20 protein-coding genes are annotated in these 22,769 nt (G+C 66.4%); 5 read left to right on the top strand and 15 right to left on the bottom strand.

Going from position 1 to position 22,769, the window contains the following annotated elements; genetic code table 11:
• Positions 1–135 precede the first annotated feature (135 nt).
• Positions 136–1,035, top strand: coding sequence for a LysR family transcriptional regulator (locus ACCQ01_RS14970; RefSeq protein WP_228431709.1), 900 nt, complete (start codon positions 136–138; stop codon positions 1,033–1,035).
• Between the two features lie 325 nt (positions 1,036–1,360).
• Here the strand turns inward: ACCQ01_RS14970 and ACCQ01_RS14975 are convergent, their stop codons facing one another.
• From ACCQ01_RS14975 to ACCQ01_RS14995, 5 genes are all read right to left on the bottom strand, one after another.
• Positions 1,361–2,344: an aldo/keto reductase gene (locus tag ACCQ01_RS14975; RefSeq protein WP_228431708.1), complete on the bottom strand. Its 984-nt coding sequence runs from the start codon at positions 2,342–2,344 to the stop codon at positions 1,361–1,363.
• A 264-nt stretch (positions 2,345–2,608) separates the two neighbouring features.
• Positions 2,609–3,298, bottom strand: a complete 690-nt coding sequence (locus tag ACCQ01_RS14980; RefSeq protein WP_228431821.1) for a TetR/AcrR family transcriptional regulator — start codon at positions 3,296–3,298, stop codon at positions 2,609–2,611.
• Positions 3,299–3,323: 25 nt separating this feature from the next.
• Positions 3,324–4,814: an efflux transporter outer membrane subunit gene (locus ACCQ01_RS14985; RefSeq protein WP_115556415.1), complete on the bottom strand. Its 1,491-nt coding sequence runs from the start codon at positions 4,812–4,814 to the stop codon at positions 3,324–3,326.
• Position 4,815: 1 nt separating this feature from the next.
• Complete coding sequence (locus ACCQ01_RS14990; protein WP_014508367.1) at positions 4,816–7,950, bottom strand: efflux RND transporter permease subunit; 3,135 nt, start codon at positions 7,948–7,950, stop codon at positions 4,816–4,818.
• Positions 7,951–7,965: 15 nt separating this feature from the next.
• Complete coding sequence (locus tag ACCQ01_RS14995) at positions 7,966–9,165, bottom strand: efflux RND transporter periplasmic adaptor subunit (protein ID WP_228431707.1); 1,200 nt, start codon at positions 9,163–9,165, stop codon at positions 7,966–7,968.
• Between the two features lie 130 nt (positions 9,166–9,295).
• Here ACCQ01_RS14995 and ACCQ01_RS15000 point away from each other — a divergent pair, with 130 nt between their 5' ends.
• Positions 9,296–9,913: a TetR/AcrR family transcriptional regulator gene (locus ACCQ01_RS15000; RefSeq protein ID WP_228431706.1), complete on the top strand. Its 618-nt coding sequence runs from the start codon at positions 9,296–9,298 to the stop codon at positions 9,911–9,913.
• Between the two features lie 795 nt (positions 9,914–10,708).
• Here the strand turns inward: ACCQ01_RS15000 and ACCQ01_RS15005 are convergent.
• The 8 genes from ACCQ01_RS15005 to creD all read right to left on the bottom strand — a co-directional run bounded on the left by ACCQ01_RS15005 (position 10,709) and on the right by creD (position 17,673).
• Positions 10,709–11,227 (bottom strand): transcriptional repressor, encoded by a 519-nt coding sequence (locus ACCQ01_RS15005; RefSeq protein ID WP_011037815.1) that lies wholly within the window; start codon positions 11,225–11,227, stop codon positions 10,709–10,711.
• Positions 11,228–11,240: 13 nt separating this feature from the next.
• Positions 11,241–12,644 (bottom strand): glutamate--tRNA ligase, encoded by a 1,404-nt coding sequence (gene gltX, locus ACCQ01_RS15010; protein WP_115006007.1) that lies wholly within the window; start codon positions 12,642–12,644, stop codon positions 11,241–11,243.
• A 69-nt stretch (positions 12,645–12,713) separates the two neighbouring features.
• Positions 12,714–13,805 (bottom strand): DUF3616 domain-containing protein, encoded by a 1,092-nt coding sequence (locus ACCQ01_RS15015; protein ID WP_014508369.1) that lies wholly within the window; start codon positions 13,803–13,805, stop codon positions 12,714–12,716.
• A 136-nt stretch (positions 13,806–13,941) separates the two neighbouring features.
• Entirely contained in the window at positions 13,942–14,826 is an 885-nt protein-coding gene (locus ACCQ01_RS15020; RefSeq protein ID WP_014508370.1) for a carbon-nitrogen hydrolase family protein, read from the bottom strand.
• Between the two features lie 57 nt (positions 14,827–14,883).
• Positions 14,884–15,480 (bottom strand): GNAT family N-acetyltransferase, encoded by a 597-nt coding sequence (locus ACCQ01_RS15025; protein WP_228431705.1) that lies wholly within the window; start codon positions 15,478–15,480, stop codon positions 14,884–14,886.
• Between the two features lie 34 nt (positions 15,481–15,514).
• Positions 15,515–15,826 carry a hypothetical protein gene (locus tag ACCQ01_RS15030; protein ID WP_176994171.1) on the bottom strand — a complete coding sequence of 104 codons (312 nt, stop codon included), beginning with the start codon at positions 15,824–15,826 and terminating at the stop codon, positions 15,515–15,517.
• 106 nt (positions 15,827–15,932) lie between these two features.
• Positions 15,933–16,346, bottom strand: a complete 414-nt coding sequence (locus tag ACCQ01_RS15035) for a hypothetical protein (protein WP_228431704.1) — start codon at positions 16,344–16,346, stop codon at positions 15,933–15,935.
• Positions 16,347–16,353: 7 nt separating this feature from the next.
• On the bottom strand, positions 16,354–17,673 hold the full coding sequence (gene creD, locus ACCQ01_RS15040; protein ID WP_228431703.1) for a cell envelope integrity protein CreD: 1,320 nt from the start codon (positions 17,671–17,673) through the stop codon (positions 16,354–16,356).
• Between the two features lie 438 nt (positions 17,674–18,111).
• Between creD and ACCQ01_RS15045 the strand changes: the two genes are divergently transcribed.
• Entirely contained in the window at positions 18,112–18,924 is an 813-nt protein-coding gene (locus ACCQ01_RS15045) for a C1 family peptidase (RefSeq protein ID WP_228431702.1), read from the top strand.
• 127 nt (positions 18,925–19,051) lie between these two features.
• Here ACCQ01_RS15045 and creC read toward each other — a convergent pair whose 3' ends face one another.
• The gene (gene creC, locus ACCQ01_RS15050) at positions 19,052–20,500 is read right to left on the bottom strand and encodes a two-component system sensor histidine kinase CreC (protein ID WP_228431701.1); all 1,449 of its coding nucleotides are present in this window, start codon (positions 20,498–20,500) and stop codon (positions 19,052–19,054) included.
• Between the two features lie 115 nt (positions 20,501–20,615).
• Between creC and ACCQ01_RS15055 the strand changes: the two genes are divergently transcribed.
• Positions 20,616–20,885: a hypothetical protein gene (locus tag ACCQ01_RS15055; protein ID WP_372358810.1), complete on the top strand. Its 270-nt coding sequence runs from the start codon at positions 20,616–20,618 to the stop codon at positions 20,883–20,885.
• Here the strand turns inward: ACCQ01_RS15055 and creB are convergent.
• Entirely contained in the window at positions 20,867–21,574 is a 708-nt protein-coding gene (gene creB, locus ACCQ01_RS15060) for a two-component system response regulator CreB (RefSeq protein ID WP_228431699.1), read from the bottom strand. The genes ACCQ01_RS15055 and creB overlap by 19 nt on opposite strands.
• A 216-nt stretch (positions 21,575–21,790) precedes the next feature.
• Between creB and ACCQ01_RS15065 the strand changes: the two genes are divergently transcribed.
• Positions 21,791–22,699, top strand: coding sequence for a 23S rRNA (adenine(2030)-N(6))-methyltransferase RlmJ (locus ACCQ01_RS15065; protein WP_228431698.1), 909 nt, complete (start codon positions 21,791–21,793; stop codon positions 22,697–22,699).
• The last annotated feature ends 70 nt before the right edge of the window (positions 22,700–22,769 follow it).

Raw genomic sequence — 22,769 nt, forward strand, 5'->3', positions numbered from 1 at the left:
CGGCGCAACTGTCCACCTGGGGCCGCATGCTCCTAGAAACACAGCGCATCAATGCATCTTGATTGAAGCCGGGAGGCGCCATCGCGCATGATGCAGTGACATGGATTTCATGTCTGATGTGTGGTGTCGGCAAGCATGGCTCGGGAAAACCTCAATGACCTGCAGGTGTTCGTCACCGTGGCGCGCGAAGGCAGCTTCACCCGCGCCGCAGCGCAGCTGGGAGTCTCGCAATCGGCGCTGAGCCACACCGTGCGTGCGCTGGAAACCCGGCTGGGGATTCGCCTGCTCACCCGCACCACGCGCAGCGTCTCGATGACCGAGGCGGGCATGCGTTTGTTTGACACGGTGGCGCCACGGCTGGAGGAGATCGACCAGGAGCTGTCGGCACTGACTGCGTTCCGCGACAAGCCTGCCGGCACCATCCGCATCACCACCGCCGGCCACGCCGCCGATGCGTATCTGTGGCCTGCGTTGTCGAAGGTGCTGCCCGACTACCCCGACCTCAAGGTGGAAATCACCGTCGATTACGGCCTGGCCGACATCGTGGCCGAGCGCTACGACATCGGCGTCCGGCTCGGCGACCAGGTGGCCAAGGACATGATCGCGGTGCCGATCAGCCCACGCCAGCGCATGGCGGTGGTGGCGGCGCCCAGCTACTTCGTGCATCACACCATTCCCGCAGTGCCGGCCGAGCTGGCGCAGCACAACTGCATCGGCTTGCGCCTGCCCACGCATGGCGGCCTGCTGCCGTGGGATTTCGAAAAAGACGGACGCGAGCAGAAAGTGCGCGTGGACGGGCAATGGACCTTCAACGGCAGCAGCGCCATCTTGCGCGCGGCACTGGCCGGCGCGGGCCTGGCCTTCCTGCCGGAAACCATGGTGCTGGACCACATCGCTGCCGGCCGCCTGCGCCGCGTGCTGGACGACTGGTGCGACCTGTTCGATGGCTATTACGCCTATTACCCAAGCCGGCGCCAGTCTTCCGCCGCGCTAAAGGTGGTGATCGACGCGCTGCGCCATGACCTGGTGCGGTAGCGCACCGTAAGAGCGCGCTTGCGCGCGGTGGAGTTTTATCGGTAACGCCACATCGCGCGCGAGCGCGCTCCTACGGGACCTGCAGTACTGCCGCTATGTCGCGTTGCGTTGGGAAGCATGTGTCCGTCCATCGACCACAACTGTTAGCGGCGGTGACCTGCTGTGTTCCCCATGTGGAAACGAGACAGCATCGCTCCCGACTTCACGGAGCTTGGTAGGAGCGCGCTTGCGCGCGATGGGGCGTTATCGGTAACGCCACATCGCGCGAGCGCGCTCCTACGACCCATCTCTTGCAGATACCGTCACTGCGGTTACACCGCCGTGCTCACTTCCCCACCAGCTTCTGCCGCTCTGGGCTGTAGCGCTCACCGACAATCTCCACCGCATCGAGTGCCTGTTGAATACGGGCCAGCTCGTCGCTGCTCAAGACGAGCGCAGCACCGCCGATGTTTTCGTCCAGGCGATGCCGCTTGGTGGTGCCAGGAATCGGCACGATCCAGGGCTTGCGCGACAACAGCCAGGCCAGCGCCACCTGTGCCGGCGTCGCGCCCTTGTCGTCCGCAATGGCTTGCAAACGTTGCACCAGCGCCTGATTGGCACGGCGCGCCTCCACGGCAAAGCGCGGCACGCTGTTACGGAAGTCGCTCTGGTCGAATTGCGTGTCGGCCTGGATTGCACCCGTCAAAAATCCCTTGCCGAGCGGGCTGAACGGCACAAAGCCGATCCCCAGTTCTTCCAGCGTGGGCAGCACGTTGGCTTCCGGTTCGCGCCACCACAGCGAGTATTCGCTTTGCACCGCGGCCACCGGTTGCACCGCATGCGCGCGGCGGATGGTGTTCGCGCCGGCTTCGGACAGACCGAAATGGCCCACTTTGCCTTCGGCGATCAAATCCTTGACCGTGCCGGCCACTTCCTCGATCGGCACCGCAGGATCCACGCGATGCTGATAGAACAGATCGATATGCTCGCGCTTCAACCGCAGCAGGCTGGCCTCGGCCACTGCGCGGATACGCGCGGGCCGGCTGTCCAGACCGGCATCGGCATGTCCATCGCGGAAGCCGAACTTGGTGGCGACCACCACCTGCGCGCCGTACGGCGCAAGCGCCTCACCCAGCAATTCCTCATTGGCGAATGGCCCGTACGCCTCGGCGGTGTCGAACAAGGTCACGCCCTGCTCCACCGCGGCATGCAGCAGTGCCACCGCCTGTTTGCGCTCGGTGGCCGGCCCGTAGCCGTAGCTCAATCCCATGCAGCCCAGGCCAAGTGCGGAGACCCGCAGCCCGCTGCGCCCTAGTGTGCGTGTATGCATCGTGTGCTCCTGCGGCACCGCCGCGTTGATCGATGGCGTCCCACGTGAGGTGGGCAGCACCGAGCGCACACGTTAGCCGCCAAGGCGGGGTGGATTGCAGTGCGCGACGCGCACACGGTCATGAGTGCGCGTCATCAATGCCGGCCCGCGTGGCATTCGCTTATGCCCCTGCGGCGGCACCGCGTTGCTCGCCAGCGCCCACGCGGATTAGACGGCACCGTCAGCCGGCAATACCGCGCGGAGTGCAGCGCACGGCGCGCATGCTCATGAATGTGCGTCGTCACTCTCCGCGCGCGATGCCGGCGCGCGCGGCGTTCGCCTGCCGGTCGCTGCAGGCGCCGCTGGCGCCGGGCGATACGCGCGCAAGAACGCTGCCACCGCGCCATCGATGTAGCGTTGCGCTGCAGCTACATCCGGCGGCATGCCCGGCGCTGGCACCTCGGTCGGCACCGCCGTGATCAGCCCGAAGAACTGCACCGAGGCGTCGGGCAGGTTGTCGATGGCCAAGGCGCCCTGCGCTACTTCGCGTGCCAGTAGCGCACGCATCGTGCTGTCGTAGCGTTCGAAGCACAGCGTCCACATTTCTTCGCGGATCTGGCTGGGCAGCGACGGCGGCCGCACCAGGCCGTACGCGGCGTCCAGCCTCGCCGCATTGGTCCAGACCTGCAGCAGCACGCTGGCAACCGTCGCCAGGCGTTGCGTCACTGGCCCGGGCAGCGTCAGCAGGCCGTCCCAGCGATTGGACGCCGCATGCGCCATCGCTTCCAACGTGGTGCGGAACAGCACCTCCTTGGACGCGAAGTACGCATACACCGTCGCCTTGGACACGCCCGCGTCTTCAGCGATGCGGTCCATGCTGGTGCGCTCGAAGCCCTGCTGTGTAAACAACTGCTGCGCGGCGGCCAGGATCGCGCCGCGCTTGGCATGCGGCACGCGCCGGCCCGGCGCCGGCAAGGCCGGGCCTTGCGCCGGGGCCGTGTCAGCCACGGGGAGGCGCCGTGTCGGCGGCGGCCACGTCCGGCCCATCGGCCTGCAGCCAGCCGCCGCCCATCGCCTTGTAGAACGTCACCAGGTTGGTGATGCGCGACAACTGCGTGGTGATCAAGGTCTGCTGCGCGCCATACAGCGAGCGCTGCGCATCCAGCGCCTGCAGATAGCTGTCGATCCCGCGTTCGAAGCGCGCCTGCGACAACCGGTAACTGTCTGCGGTGGCATCCACCAGGGCCTGCTGTGCCTGCAGCTGGCGGCCCAGGGTGTCGCGCTGCGCGAGCGCATCGGACACCTCGCGGAACGCGGTCTGGATCGACTTTTCGTAGCGGGCCACTTCGATGTCGCGGTTGGCCTTGGCCATGTCCAGATTGGCGCGGTTACGCCCGGCATTGAACAGCGGCAAGGTGAGCTGCGGCACGAAACTCCAGGCCCGCGTGCCGGATTCGAACAATCCGGACAAGCTGCTGCTGGACGAGCCCAGCGTGGCGGTGAGGCTGATGCTGGGAAAGAACGCCGCGCGCGCCGCGCCGATGTTGGCATTGGCCGCGCGCAGGTTGCGCTCGGCCTCCAGGATGTCCGGGCGACGCTGCAACAGCTGCGACGGCACGCCCGCCGGCACGGCGGCCAGCACATTGCCTTCCACGCTTGCGCCATCGGGCAACGCGCGTGGCAACAGACTCTCCGGCAATTGGGTGCCAACCAGCAGCACCAACGCGTTGCGGTCTTGCGCCACCTGCGCGGTGTAACGCTCCACATCCACACGCGCGCTTTCCACGGTGGTCTGTGCCTGCCGCAAGGTGAGCTGCGAGGCCACGCCCAGCTCGAAACTGCGCTGCTGCAAGCGGTAGCTGTCGCTTTGGCTGGTCAGCGTGGACTGCGCCAGCTGCAGCAGCTCCTGGTCAGCGGCCAGGGTGAGATAGGCGCTGGCCACATCGGCGACCAGACTGATGTGCGTGCTACGGCGGGCTTCGGCAGTGGAGAGAAATTGCTGCAGCGCCTGTTCCTTGAGGCTGCGCACGCGCCCGAACAGATCCAGCTCGTACGCGCTCACGCCCACATTGGCGCTGTAGGTGCGGAACACCGGCGGCTGCCCGGGCACCGCCAGTTCGCTCGGCGTGCGCGCGTTATTGGCAGTGCCGGTGGCATCCACACCCGGCACCAGCGCTGCGCGCTCCACCCGGTATTGCGCGCGTGCCACTTCGATATTGAGCGCGGCCACGCGCAGGTCGCGGTTATTGTCCAGCGCCAGCTGGATCACCTGTTGCAGCGCCGGGTCGGTGAACACCTCCCGCCAGCCGATATCGGCGATGACGGGAGTTTCTGCGCTCGCTGCCGCTTCGCTGGCCGCGGTCGCCGCAGTTGCACCGGCGAACTGCGCCGGCACCGGTGCGTCGGGCCGCGCATAACGCGGCATCAGCGTGCAGCCAGACAACACGCTGGTCACCGCGAGTGCGGCAAGCGTCATTCGGATCGGTGTCATGTCAGTGCCCTGCATGTTGCGGAACGGAGGCATCAGGCTGCGCGCGGCGTTCGAACAGCCCACGCACCAGTACGAAGAACAACGGCACAAAGAAGATGGCCAGCACCGTGCCGGAGATCATGCCGCCGATCACCGCAGTGCCCAGCGCGTGCTGCGCGCCGGCGCCCGCGCCACTGGTCAACACCAGCGGCACCACACCCAGGATGAAGGCCAGCGATGTCATCAGAATCGGCCGCAAGCGCATGCGCGCCGCTTCCAACGCCGCCACCACCAGGCTCTTGCCGCCTTCGTGCAATTCCTTGGCGAATTCCACGATCAGGATCGCGTTCTTCGAGGCAAGGCCAATGGTGGTGAGCAGGCCCACCTGGAAGTACACATCGTTCATTTTCCAGGTCAGCACGGCGGCCACCAGCGTGCCGAACACGCCCAACGGCACCACCAGAATCACCGAGAACGGAATCGACCAGCTCTCATACAACGCGGCCAGACACAGGAACACGATCAGGATCGACAACCCGTACAACAACCCGGTCTGCCCGGTCGAGGCTTTTTCCTGTCGCGACAACCCGGTCCACTCAAAGCCAATGCCGGCCGGCAACTTGGCCGCGGCCGCTTCCACGATCTGCATCGCCTGGCCGCTGGACGCCGCACCTGGCAGCGCCATGCCCAGAATCTCCACCGACGGCAGGCTGTTGTAGCGCTCCAGACGTGGCGAGCCCTGGGTCCAGCGTGCAGTGGCGAAGGCGTTGAACGGCACCATCGTGCCGGCGCTGTTGCGCACGAACCAGCGGTCGATGTCCTGCGGGTTCATGCGGTACGGCGCATCGGCCTGCAGCATCACTTTCTTGACGCGGCCCTTGTCGATGAAGTCGTTGACATAGGTACTGCCCCACGCGCTGGAGAAGGTGTTGTTGATGTCGGCGATCGACACCCCCATCGCTTCGGCCTTGTGCGGGTCGATCTCCAGCTTGAACTCGGGCGTGTCTTCCTGCCCGTTGGGGCGCACCGCCACCAGCCGCTTGTCCTGCGAAAGCTCGGCCAGCAACTGGTTGCGTGCCTGCATCAGCGCGGCATGCCCCAGGTTGGCGCGGTCCTGCAGCATCAGATCGAAGCCGGTGGCGTTGCCCAGCTCCGACACGGCCGGCGGCGCCACCGCAAACACCTGCGCATCGCGCAAGGTGGCGAAGAACGCGCCCGCCTTGGCCGCCACATCGGTCACGCTCTGGCCCTTGCCAGTGCGCTCGTCCCATGGCCGCAGCTTGACGAAGGCAAAGCCCACGTTCTGCCCGGTACCGGCGAAGCTGAAACCAGAGACCGCAAAGATGCCGGCCACCGAGTCCTTCTGGTCGACCAGGAAGTGATGTTCCACCTGCTTGAGCACCGCACCGGTGCGCGCATCGGTGGCACCGGGCGGCAACTGCACCAGCACGAACAAGGTGCCCTGGTCTTCGTCCGGCAAGAAGCCCACCGGCGTTTTCATGAAGCCCACCACCACCAGCGCCACGATCACCACATACGCAATCATGTAGCGCCAGCCCTTGCCGAGCATGTGCCGCACCACGCCCTGGTAACGGCCATTGCTGCGGTCGAACACCCGGTTGAACCAGCCGAAGAACCCGGTGGTGGCCATGCCATGGCCGGGCTTGAGCAAGGTGGCGCACAGCGCCGGCGTCAGCACCATTGCCACCAGCACCGACAAGGTCATCGCAGAGACAATCGTGATCGAGAACTGCCGGTAGATCACACCGGTGGAACCGCCAAAAAACGCCATCGGCACGAACACCGCGGCCAGCACCAAGGCCACGCCCACCAGTGCACCGGTGATCTGGTCCATCGATTTGCGCGTGGCCTCCTTGGGCGAGAGCTGTTCTTCGGCCATCACCCGTTCGACGTTTTCCACCACCACGATGGCATCATCCACCAGCAAGCCAATCGCCAGCACCATCGCGAACATGGTCAGCGTATTGATGGTGAAGCCGAACACCGCCAGCACGCCAAAGGTACCCAGCAGTACTACCGGCACGGCGATGGTGGGAATCAGCGTGGCGCGGAAGTTCTGCAGGAACAGGTACATCACCAAAAACACCAGCACCACCGCTTCGACCAGCGTATGCACCACCTGCTCGATGGAGATACGCACGAACGGTGTGGTGTCGTAGGGCTTTTGCACCTTCATGCCGGGCGGGAAGAACTTCTCCTGCTCTTCCAGGCTCTTGTCGATGGCGCGCACGGTATCCAGCGCGTTTGCTCCGGTGGCCAGCTTGATCGCCAGGCCCGCGGCCGGCTTGCCGTTGTAGCGGCCCACCGTGTTGTAGCTCTCGCTGCCCAGCTCGATGCGCGCCACATCGCGCAGACGCACCTGCGAACCGTCGGTGCGGGTACGCAGCAAAATGTTCTCGAACTCTTCGGCTGTCTTGAGCCGCGTCTGCGCGGTAATGGTGGCATTGAGCTGCTGGTTGGCCACCGCAGGCAACGCACCGAGCTGGCCGGCCGACACCTGCGCGTTTTGCGCCTGGATCGCGGCGCGTACATCCACCGGGGTGAGGTTGAAGTTGTTGAGCTTGTCCGGATCCAGCCAGATGCGCATCGAATACTGCGAACCGAACAACGTGGTGTCGCCCACGCCCTGCACGCGGCTGATGGTTTCCTGCACGTTGGCGGCAACGTAATCGGACAGATCCGAATCGCTCATGCTGCCGTCTTCGGAAGTGAAGGCCAGCACGTTTAGGAAGTTGGTGGCCGACTTGGTGACCGTGACGCCCTGCTGCTGCACTTCTTGCGGCAACAACGCGGTGGCCAGCGACAACTTGTTCTGCACCTGCACCTGCGCGGTGTCCGGGTCGGTGCCGTTTTCGAAGGTCAGCGTAATGGTCACCGCACCGCTGGATTCGCTGGTGGAGGCCATGTAGCTGAGGTTGTCCAGGCCCTTCATCTTTTGCTCGATGACCTGGGTGACGGTGTCTTCCAGGGTCTGCGCAGATGCGCCGGGATAGTTGGCGGTGATCGCCACGGCGGGCGGCGCGATGCTGGGGTATTGCGCGATCGGCAAGGTGGCGATGGACAGGATGCCGGCCAGCATCACGATGATGGCCAGCACCCAGGCGAAGATCGGGCGGTCGATGAAGAAGCGTGCCATGAGCTGGAGTCCGCCTTAGTTGGCCGCACGCGGTGCGGCTGGGGCGGAGGGGCTGCCGGCAACGGATGCCGACGTCGGTTGCCACGGCACGGTCTTGACCTGGACTCCGTCGCGCGCGCGCGACAGGCCATCCACCACCAGTTGGTCACCGGTCTTCAGGCCACTGCGTACCAGCCACTGGTCACCCACCGCACGGTCGGTCTCCAGCACGCGCAGCTGCAATTTGTTGTCGGCACCGACCACGAAGGCGGTCGGCTTGCCGGCGCCATTGCGTGTCACCGCCTGCTGCGGCACCAGCATGCCCTGCGCCTTGACGCCTTCCTGCAGCACCGCGCGCACGTACATGCCCGGCAGCAGATCGGCATCCGGGTTGGGGAACACCGCACGCAGGCTGATCGAGCCGGTGTTCTGGTCCACGGTCACATCGGAGAACGCCAGCCGGCCCTGCAGCGGATAGGTGCTGCCGTCTTCCAGCACCAGGCTCACCTGCGCGGCACCGTCGCCGGCGCGCGCCAGATCGCCGCGGGCCATCGCCTTCTTCAGCCGCAGCACGGCGGCGCTGGGCTGGGTCACGTCCACGTAGATCGGATCCAGCTGCTGGATGGTGGTCAATGCCGTGGCCTGGTTGGCGGTGACCAGCGCGCCGGGCGTCACGCTGGAGCGGCCGATCCGGCCGGAGATCGGTGCATCCATGCGTGCGAACGCCAGATTGATGCGCGCGGTTTCCACGCTGGCCTTGCCGGCCGCCACATCCGCTTCGGCCTGGCCGAGCGTGGCGGCGGTGTCGTCGCCTTCCTGCTGGCTGATCGCCTTGATCTGCACCAGCTCCTTGTAGCGGTCGGCCTTGAGCCGTGCGGTGCGCAGGTTGGCCTGCGCCTTGGCCAGGGTGGCCTGGGCGCTGGCGTAGCTGGCGCGGTAGGTGGCCGGGTCGATCTGGTACAGGGTCTGCCCTGCCTTCACGTCGCCGCCTTCGGTGAACTGCCGCGTCTGCACGATGCCGCCCACCTGGGGCCGCACTTCGGCGATCAGGTACGGCACGGTGCGGCCGGGCAACTGGGTGGTCAGGGTGACCGGCTGCGGCCGGACGGTGATGACGCCCACCACCGGCGTGCCCTGCTGCGGGGGCGGCCCGCCCGGCGGGCTACCGCAGGCGCTGATCAGGACGGAGGCGGCAACGGCGAGGAGCGGCAGGCGAAGCGAAGGGACAGGACGCACGGGGAAGGTCTCCGGGAAAACCGCGATGGATAAATCTAAACGGTACGGTTCGGTATCCTAATAAGCTCATCCGTGGGCGTCAAGCATTTCTGCCCAGTTGGTATACTTAAGCGCCCCTAGGAGCACCGCGATGCGGGTCAGAACCGAAGAAAAGCGCGACACCATCGTTCAGGCGGCCAGCGAGGTCTTCCTCGAGCTGGGCTTCGAAGGCGCGTCGATGTCGCAGATCGCCGCCCGTGTCGGCGGCTCCAAGCGCACGCTGTACGGCTATTTCGGCTCGAAGGAAGAACTGTTTGTGGCGGTGGCCAAGGACATGTCCGACCGCTATTTCGATCCGCTACTGGATGCACTTTCGCGGAGCAGCGGCCCCATTGCCAACGCCCTGCAGCGCTTCGGAGAGGACGTCCTCACCTTCCTGTGCGCACCGCCCAATATCACCAGTTGGCAGACCATCATCGGGGTATCCGGCAGATCAGACGTCGGCGCGCTGTTTTTCAGCGCAGGTCAAGAAGAAGGCCTGAAGCGCTTCGCCGACTACCTGCAGACACAGGTGGACTGCGGCCAGCTCCGTTGCGACGACACTATGCTTGCCGCCCAACAGTTCGCCGCCCTAGTCGAAGCCGAAACCCTGATGCCCTGCCTGTTCGGCGCACTCAAGAACCCATCGCCGGAGTATCTGCGCGACGCTACCCGGCGCGCGGTGGACCTGTTTCTGGTGGGGTATGCGTGTAAGCCGGCGGCGGCTTGAGTGTGGTTGCGGATGCGGGCAAGTGGTGTGGTGACTGACGTGCTGCGGTGATGAGCGGCTTTGCAGGTTTGGAACGCCCGACGATTGACGTGCGCTGGGCGGCATTACCTGATCGAGCGCATCAACGACGGGGCGGGTCCGAGCTAGAGGTGCGCACTCTTAGGTGCGTCATGCGCGCGTGAACGACGCGGCGTGTGCGCAAACAGCGCAAACAGTTTTGACCAAACCGCGCGTGTTGGCGGTGTGTCGCATTAGCTGGAAGAGGCGGAGCCGCACGCGAGGCTCAATGCAATGCCATGTGTGCTGCTGGCAGAGCTTCGCTGCATTGCTGACGCACTACCGGATGCGGTCGTTCGGGAACGAACGGCTGTGCGCTGCGACATTGGGGCGCTACGTGGCAAGCCTTGTCGCGGCCAAGGCCGCTCCTACGAGGAGCTCGCAGTCCCTGCGGAAACTGCATGTCGGCAATGATGCGGCCAGAGTGAACGCGCGTTCTGCGTACGAGCGTCGAATAACACCGGGAACGCCCCATCGCGGCCTAGGCCGCTCCTACGGTGAATCGCGATTGTTTAGCGTCTTACGCGGGCGACTGGAGCCACTAGCAGCGGCTCGATTCACGCAATCAATCCGCCGTGCTGCATTTGCGATGCACAACCGCCGATGTCAGTCGGGAAAATCCATCGCGGCCGAGGCCGCTACTACGGTGAATCGGGCTTGATTACCGTCTTGCGCGGGGCGATTGACCCGAGCCGCTCGCGTGCCTGGCACCGCTAGCAGCGGCTCGATTCACACCAATTACCCCGCTGCCGCGCATTTGGCGCACAGGCCATGCACTTCCAGCGTCTGTGCCTGCGGTTGGAAGCCCAGCGCCTTGGCACGGGCTTCCAGCTGCGAGACCACATCGCGGTCTTCCAGTTCCACCGCGCTATGGCAGCGGTCGCAGATCAGGAACGGCACCGAGTGCTGGGCGCTGTTGGGGTGATGGCAGGCCACGAAGGCATTGACCGATTCGAGCTTGTGCACGAAGCCATTGGCCATCAAAAAATCCAGCGCGCGGTACACCGTTGGCGGGGCGTCGGCGCCCACGCCTTTGCCTTCGCGCACCCAGTCCAGCAGCTCGTAGGCCTTGACCGGTTTGCCGGCATCGGCGATCAGCCGCAGTACGTTGGCGCGGATCGGGGTGAGCCGCAGGCCGCGTTCGCTGCAGGCGCGCTCCACCGCGCGCACGAAGCTGTTGGCATCGTCCACGTGGTGGTGCGGCGCCGTGCAGGCGTGTTCCTGATCGTGCGTTTGGGTGTGCGTGTGCTTGGTCATACAGGCTCCGGCGTCAGGCCGCTCCAATCTTGATGAGTGCCGCATCAATGCGTTTCAAGGCACCCTCGCGGCCGGCCAGGTACACCGTCTGCGAAATGTCCGGGCTGACCTGGGTGCCGGTGATGGCCACCCGCAGCGGCTGGGCCACCTTGCCCATGCCCAGTTCCAGCGCCGCGGCAGCGGCATGCAGTGCCGCCGACACGTTCTCCACGCTCCATTCGCTCAGCGCAGCGAGCATCTCGCGCGCCTTGCCCAGCGGCACTTCCGCGCCCAACTTCAGGTGCTTGATCACCGCGGCTTCGTCGTAGGTTTCCAAAGGCTGGTACCAGACCACGGCTTTTTCGGCCATTTCCTTCAGGGTCTGCACGCGCTCGCGCAGCGCCACCACCACATCGGCAGCGGCCGGGCCGGCGGCCACATCAATGCCCAGCTTGCGGAGCTGGTATTCCAGCTGCGGCGCGATGCTGGCCGGGTCGTCCGTCTTCAAGTAATGCTGATTGACCCAGCCGAGCTTGGCCATGTCCAGGCGCGCGGCCTTGGAATTGACGTCCTTGACGTCGAACAGGTCCAGCAATTCCTGCTGACTGAACAGCTCCTGGTCGCCATGCGACCAGCCCAGGCGGGCCAGGTAATTGATCAGCGCATGCGGCAGGTAGCCGGCGTCCTTGTACTGCATGACATCGGCCGCGCCGGTGCGCTTGGAGAGCTTGGCGCCCTGCTCGTCCAGGATCATCGGCATGTGCGCGAACTTGGGAACCGGCGCGCCCAGCGCTTCGTAGATGTTGATCTGGCGCGGCGTGTTGTTGATGTGGTCGTCGCCGCGGATCACCTCGGTGATGCCCATGTCCCAATCGTCCACCACCACCGCGAAGTTGTAGGTGGGGTAGCCGTCCGGGCGGAAGATCACCATGTCGTCGAGCTCGCTGTTGGCGATCTCGATGCGGCCCTTGATCAGGTCGTCGAACACCACCGTGCCCGCGAGCGGGTTCTTGAAGCGGATCACCCGGTTCGGGTCGTCGCGATACGGCAGCTGCTGCTCGCGCGCGGCGCCGTTGTAGCGCGGCTTTTCCTGCTTGGCCATCGCGGCCTCGCGCATCGCGTCGAGCTCCTCACGGGTCTCGTAGGCGTAATAGGCCTTGCCCTGCGCCAGCAGCTGCTCGGCCACCTCCTGGTAACGGGCGATGCGCTGGGTCTGGTAGATCGGGCCTTCGTCATAGCCCAGGCCCAGCCACTCCATGGCTTCCAGGATGGCGTCGATGGCGGCCTGGGTGCTGCGCTCACGGTCGGTGTCTTCGATGCGCAGCACGAACTGCCCGCCGCGGTGACGTGCCTCCAGCCAGCAATACAGGGCGGTGCGTGCGCCGCCGATGTGCAGGTAACCGGTGGGGCTGGGGGCAAAACGGGTGCGGCAGGTCATGGAGCGCTCGGCGGAACGGGAGTGGCCCGATTTTACCTTGCGCAGCCGTGCCCTGCCCGGCCCGCCCGCTCAGGTGTTGCGCAACAGGTCGCCGTAGACCACGCAATCGCCGCCGCTGCGCTTGGCGCCGGGGGCGTCGTAGAGCACCAGCCAGCTTGGCGTGTTGCCGGCCAACTGGCGCGGCAGGTTGCAGATGGCTTCGGCGCGGTCGCTGTCTTCGCCGTGCGGCAGCACCACCGACTTGAGCAGCTCGCGCTGGAAGCGCACCGGCGCCTGGTTGGCGGCCAGCACGCTGCGCGCATCCGGCCACTTGAACAAGCGGATCTCGCCATTGAGCACCATGGTGGGCCCGGCCAGCAGATACAGGTCGTCACCGGAATAGTGCAGGTCACGCACGCCCAGCCCGCCCAGTTGCAGGAAGTGCTTGCGCAGCAGCGTGCCCTCTTCATCCAGCGGGACAAGGCGCAGATGATCGCCATGCGCTTCCACCTGGATCTCCAGCAGCGCCGACCACCCACGCAACACCGGGCCACGCAGGCCCAGCAGCAGGCGCTGGCCATCCACCACGATGCCTTCGATGTCGAAGCCGTTGTCCTTGCCGGGAATCTTCAAGAACGGGCCGAAATGCGGGTCGTCTTCCAGCAGCGCGGTGAGCTGGTTGTGCTTGGCGTCGCCCTTGAGCCGCAGCGCGCGGCGGCCGTCGGCAGCTTCGCGCACCAGCGTGGGGGTGCCATCGGCAGCGCGCTCGATCGGCAGGCAGGCCAGCAGGCGGCGGTTGGCATCGAGCTTTAGCTTGGTCAGCCGCTTGGCATTTTCGGCATCGTCGCGGCCAGGCTTGGCGTTTTTGCGCTTGAGCCCATGCGAGCCGATCACCCACAAGAAGCCATCGGAGAGCGCCAGGCCTTCCAGGTCGGCTTCCTCGGCCGCTTCGCCAGGCAGATCCAGCAACTCCGCCAGCGGAAAGCTCTGGCCTTCGCCAAAGCGCAGCGTCTCGCGCTGCAGCGGGGCGAGCGTGCGCAGGCGGTCCACCGCACAGGCTTCATCGCCGGCCACCCACAGCCAATCGTCGGTGAAGGCAGCACCGGAAAGATTGCTGTGCACCAGCGCGCCAGGCGCGAATTCCAGGCGGACGCTATGCGGAATCAAGGTTTTCTTGGACATGGGTGACCTGGTCGGTGGCGGGCGGGAGTTGCCAGGCGGCTGACTCCCACGGGCGCGTGGCCGGTGGCGCGGCGCGCACGGGAAGCGCTACGCATCCACCGGCCGGCAGCGCCCGGGGGCTATCGGTCGTCTTGGATCAATCGAACCCAACCAGCTTCGCACGCGTCACGTGAGCAGCCAATTGACCGGGCCAATCGCGGTCATTGGCCACCTGCGCCTGCGCACGGCTGGCCGCGAACGCGTCAAAATCCAGCTCCGCATACGCCCACACCTGCGCGCCCTGGGTCTGCGCCAGCACGCCATCGGCCGGAAAGCCCACATCCATCGGCGCGAACACCGCAGCCTCGCCGGTATTGACGTCCAACGCCGGGCTCCACGGCGCCTCACCGGCGGTGACCGACTGCGCAACGAACACGCGGTTTTCCAGCGCACGCGCCAGGCACCCCACGCGCACGCGCATCGCACCGGCGGCGGTGTCGGTGCAGCTGGGCACGATCAGCAAACGCGCACCGGCCTCGTACTGCGCGCGCACCGGCAACGGGAATTCGCTGTCGTAGCAGATGGCGATCGCCGCACGCACGCCATCCAGCTCGAACACCTTCAGCGCATCGCCCGGGTCGATCACGCCGGTGGCCTTTTCGAACCCGGTGAGCTGCAACTTGTCCTGCCAGCCATGCGTGCCGTCAGGGGTGAACCAATCGCTGCGGTTGCGGTAGCGGCCGGTGCCAATCTCCAGCAGGAAACTGCCGGCGATCAAATGCACCGCATGCTGTCGGGCCAGCCCGGCGAACAATGCCATCCACTGCGGGCGCAGCGCCTGGATCGCTGCCAGCGACTCCGGCAAACCGGCCGAAATCTGCGTGCCGAACGTGGCGCCCAGCTCCAGCGACAGATATTCCGGCAGCACCAGCACGCGTGCACCCGCCGCCGCGGCCTCGCCCACCAACGCTGTCTGGCGTGCGGCGAAGGCAGCGAAATCGGCCGGCTTGCCGATCGGGTATTTGGCAACGGCAATCTTCATCGGGTGAGCTTCCTGCGATGCGTACGTGGTGGGTGATGCGGACGTGGCGCAGCAGCCTTACGCCTGCAGCGCGCGCGTCCACACCTCCAAACTGTGGTCGATCTCCCCGTGTTGCAACTCCGCCCACTCCAGCCGCACCTGCATGCCGGGCTGCGGCGCATAGCCGCGCTTGCGCCAGAACGCATCGTTGGGCCGGTAATCGGCTGGGCGGCGCGTGTCGTGCGGGTCGCGCTGGACCGAGCAGAACGCGGTCAGGGCAAACCGCCCCAGTGCGCGCGCGTGGGCTTCGCGCTGATCGAAAAAGGCGTGCCCGATGCCCTGCCCGCGATAGTCCGGCAGCAGCACCGATTCGCCGAAATAGAACACGCTGGCCGGGTCGATGCCTGCCGCGTGGAACGGCGCGTGGAAGGCGGCGCTATCGTCCAGCAGAGGCAGGCCGGTGGAGGCGCCGATCACCGCATCGCCATCGCGCGCCAGCACGAACACGCTGTCTGGCGAGGCCGCATAGGCGGCCAGGTAGTCGCGCTCGTAGGCGGGGTCGCCGTCGTAGAGATACGGCCAGGCGCGGAAGACCACACTGCGCAGCCGCGCCAGATCGTCCAGAAACGGCGTGATGGCGCTACCGCGCAGTGCCGTGATGGTGGGAGTAGGCATGGGTGCATTCTAGCCATGGCTGCAGCGCGTGCGCTCAGCCGGCCGTGCCGGCTCCGCGCCCGGCCTGCCACGCCAGCATGCGCCGGCCCAACAGTCCCAGGGGCGCTGCCAGGAGGCACGCGGCGTCCGCTGCCAATTGCAGGCAAATCGCCGCTTCCACCGCCACTGCCGACGCGAACGCGTCCTGCCCGGCGCCGGGCTGCAGCATCAAGGTGCCGAACAACAACACCGGCAAGAGCACGCAGACGCAGGCGACGCACCCACCGAACACCCGCCAGCTGGCGCTGGCCACCAACGCCAGCGTGAGCACCGCAACCACAAAGATCACTACGGCCGCCCAGATCACGGCAGGCGTCCTGTGACGCATGTTCCGCTGCACTGCAGTCGTGCGACACGGTGCGCTGCCTGCTGCAGCCGCGCGTAACAGACAACTCGCCTGCAAACCGCGCCGCTCATCGCAGCCAGCTCCGTGTGCAGGCCGCAGCGGCGGGCTGCTGCCACAGCAACCAAACGGCCGCATCTTCCACCGCCAACAGCGCGCCGAGTAATGCATCGCTACTGCGGGCCCAGTAGCTGCCGTTGCTCAGCCGCTGCCATGGCAGATACTGGCGCAGTGGCGGCCGTGGCGCAGCGCACTGCAGCAGCTGCTGTAGTGCGTTGGCGCCATCGCGGCGCACATCCTCGGCCGTGCGTGCGTGCAGCGCCATGCCGATCCATCCACGCCGCCCCGCTGCAGGCAGCGGCAAGGCGGACAGCGGTGAGCATTCCCACTGGTGGGGTGGCGCTGCGGACAGCAGCGCCACCGTTTCGATCCCGGCGGGCAGCAATCGCTGCGCCCGCCGGTGTGACTGAGAGCGCATCAGCATGCCGACCTCAGCGCAGGCTGTTGCCAAGCTCGTACCAATCGAGCTTGCGGGTTACCCACATGATGCAGGCCAGGATGCCGAACAGCAGCAACGATCCCATAAGTAACGCGTTGTCTTCGGAGATCAGCAAGCTGTAAAGCACCCCGTACAGCGCGGTGAGCATCACCGAAAATCCGCCGGCCCGCGCCCAGCTGCGCAACACACCAGACAGGTACACGCACTGCAACCCAATACACGCCACCGCCGAGACCAGGTACGCCTGCCAGAAGGCGATGCGCTCGGACAGGCTGAGCAGCAGCAGGAAGAAAATCGCCAGCGCCAGGCCCACCAGCAGGTATTGCACCGGGTGGATCGGCAGCCGCTTGATCAGCTCGAACAACACAAACGCCACGAAGGTCAGCACCACGAACAGGATGCCGTACTTGCTGGCGCGATCGGCCTGGGTATACACGTCAACCGGGTCGACCAGGCGCACTTCCAGCATGTCCAGCGCGCTCGCATCCGACCGCAACTGCGTCTGTGCGCCGGTGGCCAGCGCCGACAACGACCAGGTGGCGTCGAAGCCCTTCGGCCCGATGCTCGGCGCATTCGGCAGGAACTGCCCGCCGAAGGACGGATGCTGCCAACCCGAGCGCAGCGCGATGTCGTTGGTGTCGCCGATCGGCGCGATCGCCAGCCGGCGCGTGCCATCCAGCACGAACTGCATGTCCACCACATTGCCGTCCTGCAGCGTCCCGGCAGTTGCATCGCTCACCGGCTTGAGCGCGGCATGGATGCCCGAGGTCCGCCCGGCCAGCGTGCCTGCACCTCCCTCCAGCGTCAGCGCCCGGCCATCCACGCGCAGGCTGGGCGTGCCCACCAGCCCACGCACATCGGAAATGCCCACCGTCAGATACGGTTGGCCATACACGCGGGTGGGCGCGGCGGCGTACTCGAACGGGTCGTATTCGGCGTGCAGCGTTGCCTTCCACGAATACACCTGCACGCGGTAGATCCCCACCTCGCGCACCGAAGGCACCATCTCGCCGCTGATCTTGAGCGTGCGCGGCGTCTGCAGCAGCGCCCCCTCCTGCGCGCGCCACACCTTGCGCTGGTTGCCCTGCTCGTCCGGCTCGTTCACCTGCACCTGCTCGGTGTAGGGCAGCACACGCACCGGCGCGATGAATTGCTGCTCGCCGGCCTTGCTTTTGGACACCCGCTCCACCGCCTCGTCGCGATAGCGCGCGCGGTCCTGCACCGCGCCGCGGATCAACAACAACGGGATCAGCAACAGCAGGATCAACCCACCAACGGTGGCGAAGCGCAACAGCAGTTTCAGGGAGTTCATCGACCATCCTCAGTCTGGGAGGTGGTCAGGGTGAGCGCCCTCGGTGTCCAGGGTTTGAGGCGAATTTGAAGCGAATGTGAAGTGGGTGGCCCGCACGGCCAACGAGTGCCACTGTGACGTGCTGTGGAAATACAGGTTTCACTCTGGAAAAGTGCGACGCAGGCCCAGCAAGAGCTTCTGCTTCATCGACGGCACTTCGCATCACTGCCACGCACTTCGGCGCCAAGCGCAACGATGCGCAGGCAGTTGCGTACGACAGGACCATCGTTTCGTTTTCCGTCATGTTTTGAACACGGCTTTCCGGTTCCGTCGTTCTTCGCCGTCTTCCTTCCATCTTCCCCGCGCCGTCGTGGCGCCGTTCTACACGCCTGGCCGCTTGGCTGGCCGTGGTTTCAGCCGTGCGCCCGACTGCATCCCTCTTGCCTGGAGTCTGCCTTCATGAACACGCAACGTTCGCTGACGCTCTGCCTGCTCGCTGCCCTGAGCCTGTCCTCCGCTGCCGCACAGGCGGCAATGCATGGAATGGGTTTGAAACCGTCGGCGTTGATGCAGCCGGTGACCCCGCTGTTCGGCACCGCAAGTACCGCCAAACCGCTCCCCGCCACAGTGGACCTGACCGCCTGGGCGATCACGCCAGGCGACCAGGGTCAGGTGGGGTCCTGTGCCTCGTGGGCAACCGCCCACACCCTCACCGGCTGGTATGCCAATGCCGCCGAACAGGCGCAGACCCGCTTTGCGCCGATGTATCTCTATAGCCAGGTCAACGGTGGCGTCGATGGCGGCTCCACCCTGGAAGCCCCACTGGACGTGGCTTTGGCCCAGGGCATCGACACCGCGCAGCATTATTCATGGGGCGATTACAACTGGAAGAACCCGCCCACCGCTGCCGACCGCGCCAACGCCGCCAAGCACCCCACGCCGTACCGCAAGTACACCGTGCTGTATGCCGGCGACGGAAATGGCGGGCGGGCATTGGTCGAACAGATCAAGCTTGCGCTGGCCGCGTCCACGCCGGTGGCCATCGGCTTCTATGTCCGGCAAGGCTTCGAAGACCTCACCCCATCGAATCAGGTCGACTACGACATCAAGACGCCGATTCTGGGCGGCCACGCGGTGATCGCACTGGGGTACGACAGCGAAGGCTTGATCGTTGAAAACAGCTGGGGAACCGAGTGGGGCAACAAGGGCTTTGGCAAGCTGTCCTGGTCGGTCGTGGCAAAGGACGTGATCGGAGCTGACGTGGTGCACTGACCACGGCGATTGCGCGCGATAAGGCGTCACGGACACGGATGCGGCATGTGCTCCGGCACCTGCCGCATCCACGCGGCCGCCAGCCGCCGCAAGTTGCCAGCAGGTCGCACATGGCCTGCAGCGGGATTTAGGCGGTGGGCAATCGCAAGGTGGCGATCGCACCGCCGCCGTCGCGATTGCGCAGGCTCACGTCACCGCCGTGCAGGCGGGCCACCTCACGCACGAACGGCAAGCCCAGGCCGGAACTGCGTTGCCCGGTCTGCGGACGCGCCAGCGAATAGAACCGCTCGAACACGCGTTCGATCGCGTAATCGGGCACGCCACTGCCGCGGTCTTCGACCAACAGCTGCACCTGGCCGTCCTCCAGCTGCGTGCACAGCTGCACGGTGCCGCCATCCGGTGAGAAGGCGATGGCGTTTTCCAGCAGGTTGATCACGGCCTGCCGCAGCAGGAAGGCATCGCCGAGCACGGTCTGGTCGCTGGCGGCCATGCTTGCCGCATCGAGCTCCACCAGCACGCCGGCGCCAGCGGCGCGCAGCAATACCGCGTCCACCGCAGCGTGCAACACGCCAGGCACGGCCACACGCACACGGGTCTGCAGCCAGCCGTGCTGTTCGACCTCGGCCAGGGCGAGCAGCTTGTCGATGGTTTCGGTCAGGCGCTGTTCCTGGGCGCGGATGCTGGCCACAAAATGTTGGCGGTCGGACTCCGGCAATGATTCGGTCAACAGCTCCGAGGCGCCACGAATGGCCGCCAGCGGGCTTTTCATCTCGTGCGTCAGCGATTGCACGTAGTGCTCGACGTAGGCCTTGCCCTCCAGCTTGCGGCGCATGGTTTCCAGCGCCTGGCCCAGGTCGCCGATTTCGTCGCCGCGCGGCTTGGGCGGCGGCACCGGAATGCCCGCGCTCACCGCCTGCGCGTAGCGATTCAGCCGGCCGATGCCGCGCATCAGCCACCAGGTCATGCCGATGCCGATCAATGCGGAAATGCCGATCAACCAGGCGCCCCGTTGCAGGATATTGCGCTGGCTGGCTTCGATGAAGGGGTCGATGCTGCGATTGGGCTGCGCCAGTGTGAGCACGCCGATCAGTGTGCGCGGCGCGTCCGGCGCATAGATCGGTGCGGCCACATGCATCACCGTGGCGCCGGGGGTGCCATCCAGCTCCGGACTGGAGCGCGCGCCGTATTCGCCGCGCAAGGTGCGGTAGACATCGTTCCAGCGCGAGTTGTCGCGGCCGACGTCGCGACCCAGCGAATCGAACACCACCACACCACGCGCATCGGTCACAGTGACGCGGTAATCCACGTTGTTCTTGCGGAAGCGCCACACCCAGGCCTTGGGGTCGCGCTGCTGGGCCTGTGCCAGGTGGCGCGCAAAGCGACCGTTGGCGATCTGCCCGGCCGCAAGCTCGGGGCTGGCCATCTCGGCCAGCACGTTGGCCGCATCCACCAGCGTGGATTCCATCGCTTGGCGCACGCCCGGCTTGACCTCGTTGACGAACACCCGCATCACGAAGAACGCGGCCAGCCCGACGATCAGAAAAAACCCGAGAAACAGCTTGAGGCCGAGCCGCATGTCAGCACCGAATCCCGTTGGCCGCGCACGCGTGTGTGTGGTCGTTGGTCGAACACCGCGTGGTCAAGTAGCCGTCAACAGCCGACGCATCGGGGATGGATGCGGCCAGCGCCAGTTGCACCTGCGCCAGGAGCGCCGACAGCAACGTGGGCGTGCACGGGCATTGCGCGATTGCGGCACTGCGGAGGCACGCAACATCGATCTGCGCTGCCCGCCCCTGATGATGGCCGACGCAAGACAGCGCGAACACATCGCGCCCGCCCGCCAGGCCGTTCACTTCAGTCAGCCCACGCCGACGACGCAAACCGCGCAAACCAGCACGCTCGACCACCCCAACCGCCGGCTGCTGAAACACGGCATCCATCCTCAGACCTCCAGCGCGTAGCCAAGGCCACGGTGGGTGCGGATCGGGTCGGCCGGCACGCCGGCCTGGCGCAGCTTGGCGCGCAGCGTCTTGATATGGGTATCCACGGTGCGGTCGGCGCTGTCGGCGCTGGCATCCCAGCCGCGGTCCATCAGCTGGCTGCGGCTGAGGATGGCGCCGGGCCGCTGCAGCAGCGCGGCCAGCAGCGCGTATTCGTAGCGCGTCAGCGGCAACAGCGTCTCGCCGTAGCGGATGCGGCTGCCGTCGCGATCGATCGCGAACGCGCCGTGCGGCTGCCAGCCCGGTTCGGCCTGGGCCACGGCCACGCTGCGCCGGCGCAGCCGTGCGCGCACCCGCGCCACCAGCTCGCGCGGCGAAAACGGCTTGGCCATGTAGTCGTCGGCACCGAGTTCCAGGCCCAGCACGCGGTCGATCTCGTCGTTGCGTGCGGTCAGGAAGATCACCGGCACCTCGCTGAAACCGCGCAGCGTCCGGCAGACCTCGAAGCCGTTGATATCCGGCAGGCCCACGTCCAGCACCACCAGGTCGGCGGGATCGTTGCGCAGCCGCTCCAGTGCCTCGCGCCCCAGCAGGCAGTGCTCGGGCACGTAGCCCTCGCTGCGCAGGGCGTACAGCACGGTGTCGGCAATGGCGGTTTCGTCCTCGACGACAAGGACACGGGCGGGGGTGTCGGACATGGCGCGCAGCATAGCCGCATGCCGGCGCGGCCAATAGCACGCGGGCCACCGTGCTATTGGCCGCTGCGGGCAATCATCGACCACACCACGCTGGCTGCACCTTGCGGTGCCGAGGCGTCGCAGACGCGCTCACCCCGGCGCCCCGCCGCCTTGCTGCGCCCCACCCGGCGTAAACCGCCACCGCACCTGGCGCAGCGCAAACCACCGCGCACCCTCTACACTGCCGCGATGAACTATCGCCACGCCTTCCATGCCGGCAACCACGCCGACGTGCTCAAGCACATCGCCTTGCTGGCGCTGATCGACACCCTCAAGCGCAAGGACACCCCGTTCTTCGTGCTGGACACCCACGCAGGCCGTGGCCGCTACCAGCTCGGTGGCGAAGAGAGCCGCAAGACCAACGAAGCCGATGCCGGCGTCATGCGGTTGATGGCCGAAGCCACGCTGCCGGAGGTGGTGGAACGCTATCTGCGCGCGGTGCAGGCCGACAACGCCGCCGTCGCACGCCCGACCGTGCCCGGCCAGAAAGCGGCCCGTCCCACTGCCGGTATCCAGATCAATCACTACCCCGGCTCGCCGCTGCTGGCGGCGCAGGCGCTGCGCGCGCAGGACCGCATGGCGTTCTGCGAACTGCAGCCCGACGAAGCCCAGGCGCTGAAGACCCTGTTCGCCAACGACAGCCGCGTGCGTGTGCATGCCGGCGACGGCTATGCGGCGATCCGCGCCTTCCTGCCGCCGCGGGCCGGCGAGGTCAAGATCGGCCGCGGCCTGGTCCTGATCGACCCACCCTATGAATCACAGGGTGCCGAATACCCGCAGGTGATCGCCAGCGTGCGCGAAGCGCTGGCGCGCTGGCCGCAGGCGATCTGCATGGTGTGGTACCCGATCAAGCTGCGCCGCAGCCTGCAGCCCTTCATGCGCAAGGCCGCCGCGCTGCCCGCCAAGTCGGTGCTGATGGCCGAACTGCAGGTGCATCCGGACGATTCACCGCTGCGCCTGACCGGCAGCGGCCTGTTGATCGTCAATGCCCCCTGGCAGTTCGACCAGGTGCTGGCCCCGGCGCTGCCCGCGCTCAAGGCGCACCTTGGCGAAGCCGGTGCCTCGACCCGGCTGGAGTGGCTGCGCCAGGAGGGCTAGGCCCGGTTGGCGCCCGGCGTCACGACTGGCTCACGGCATCGCTCGGTAGAGTGCCGTGGGAAGCACTGCC

The organism is Xanthomonas sp. NCPPB 4037, assembly GCF_041475695.2.
GTDB classification, from domain to species: domain Bacteria; phylum Pseudomonadota; class Gammaproteobacteria; order Xanthomonadales; family Xanthomonadaceae; genus Xanthomonas; species Xanthomonas campestris.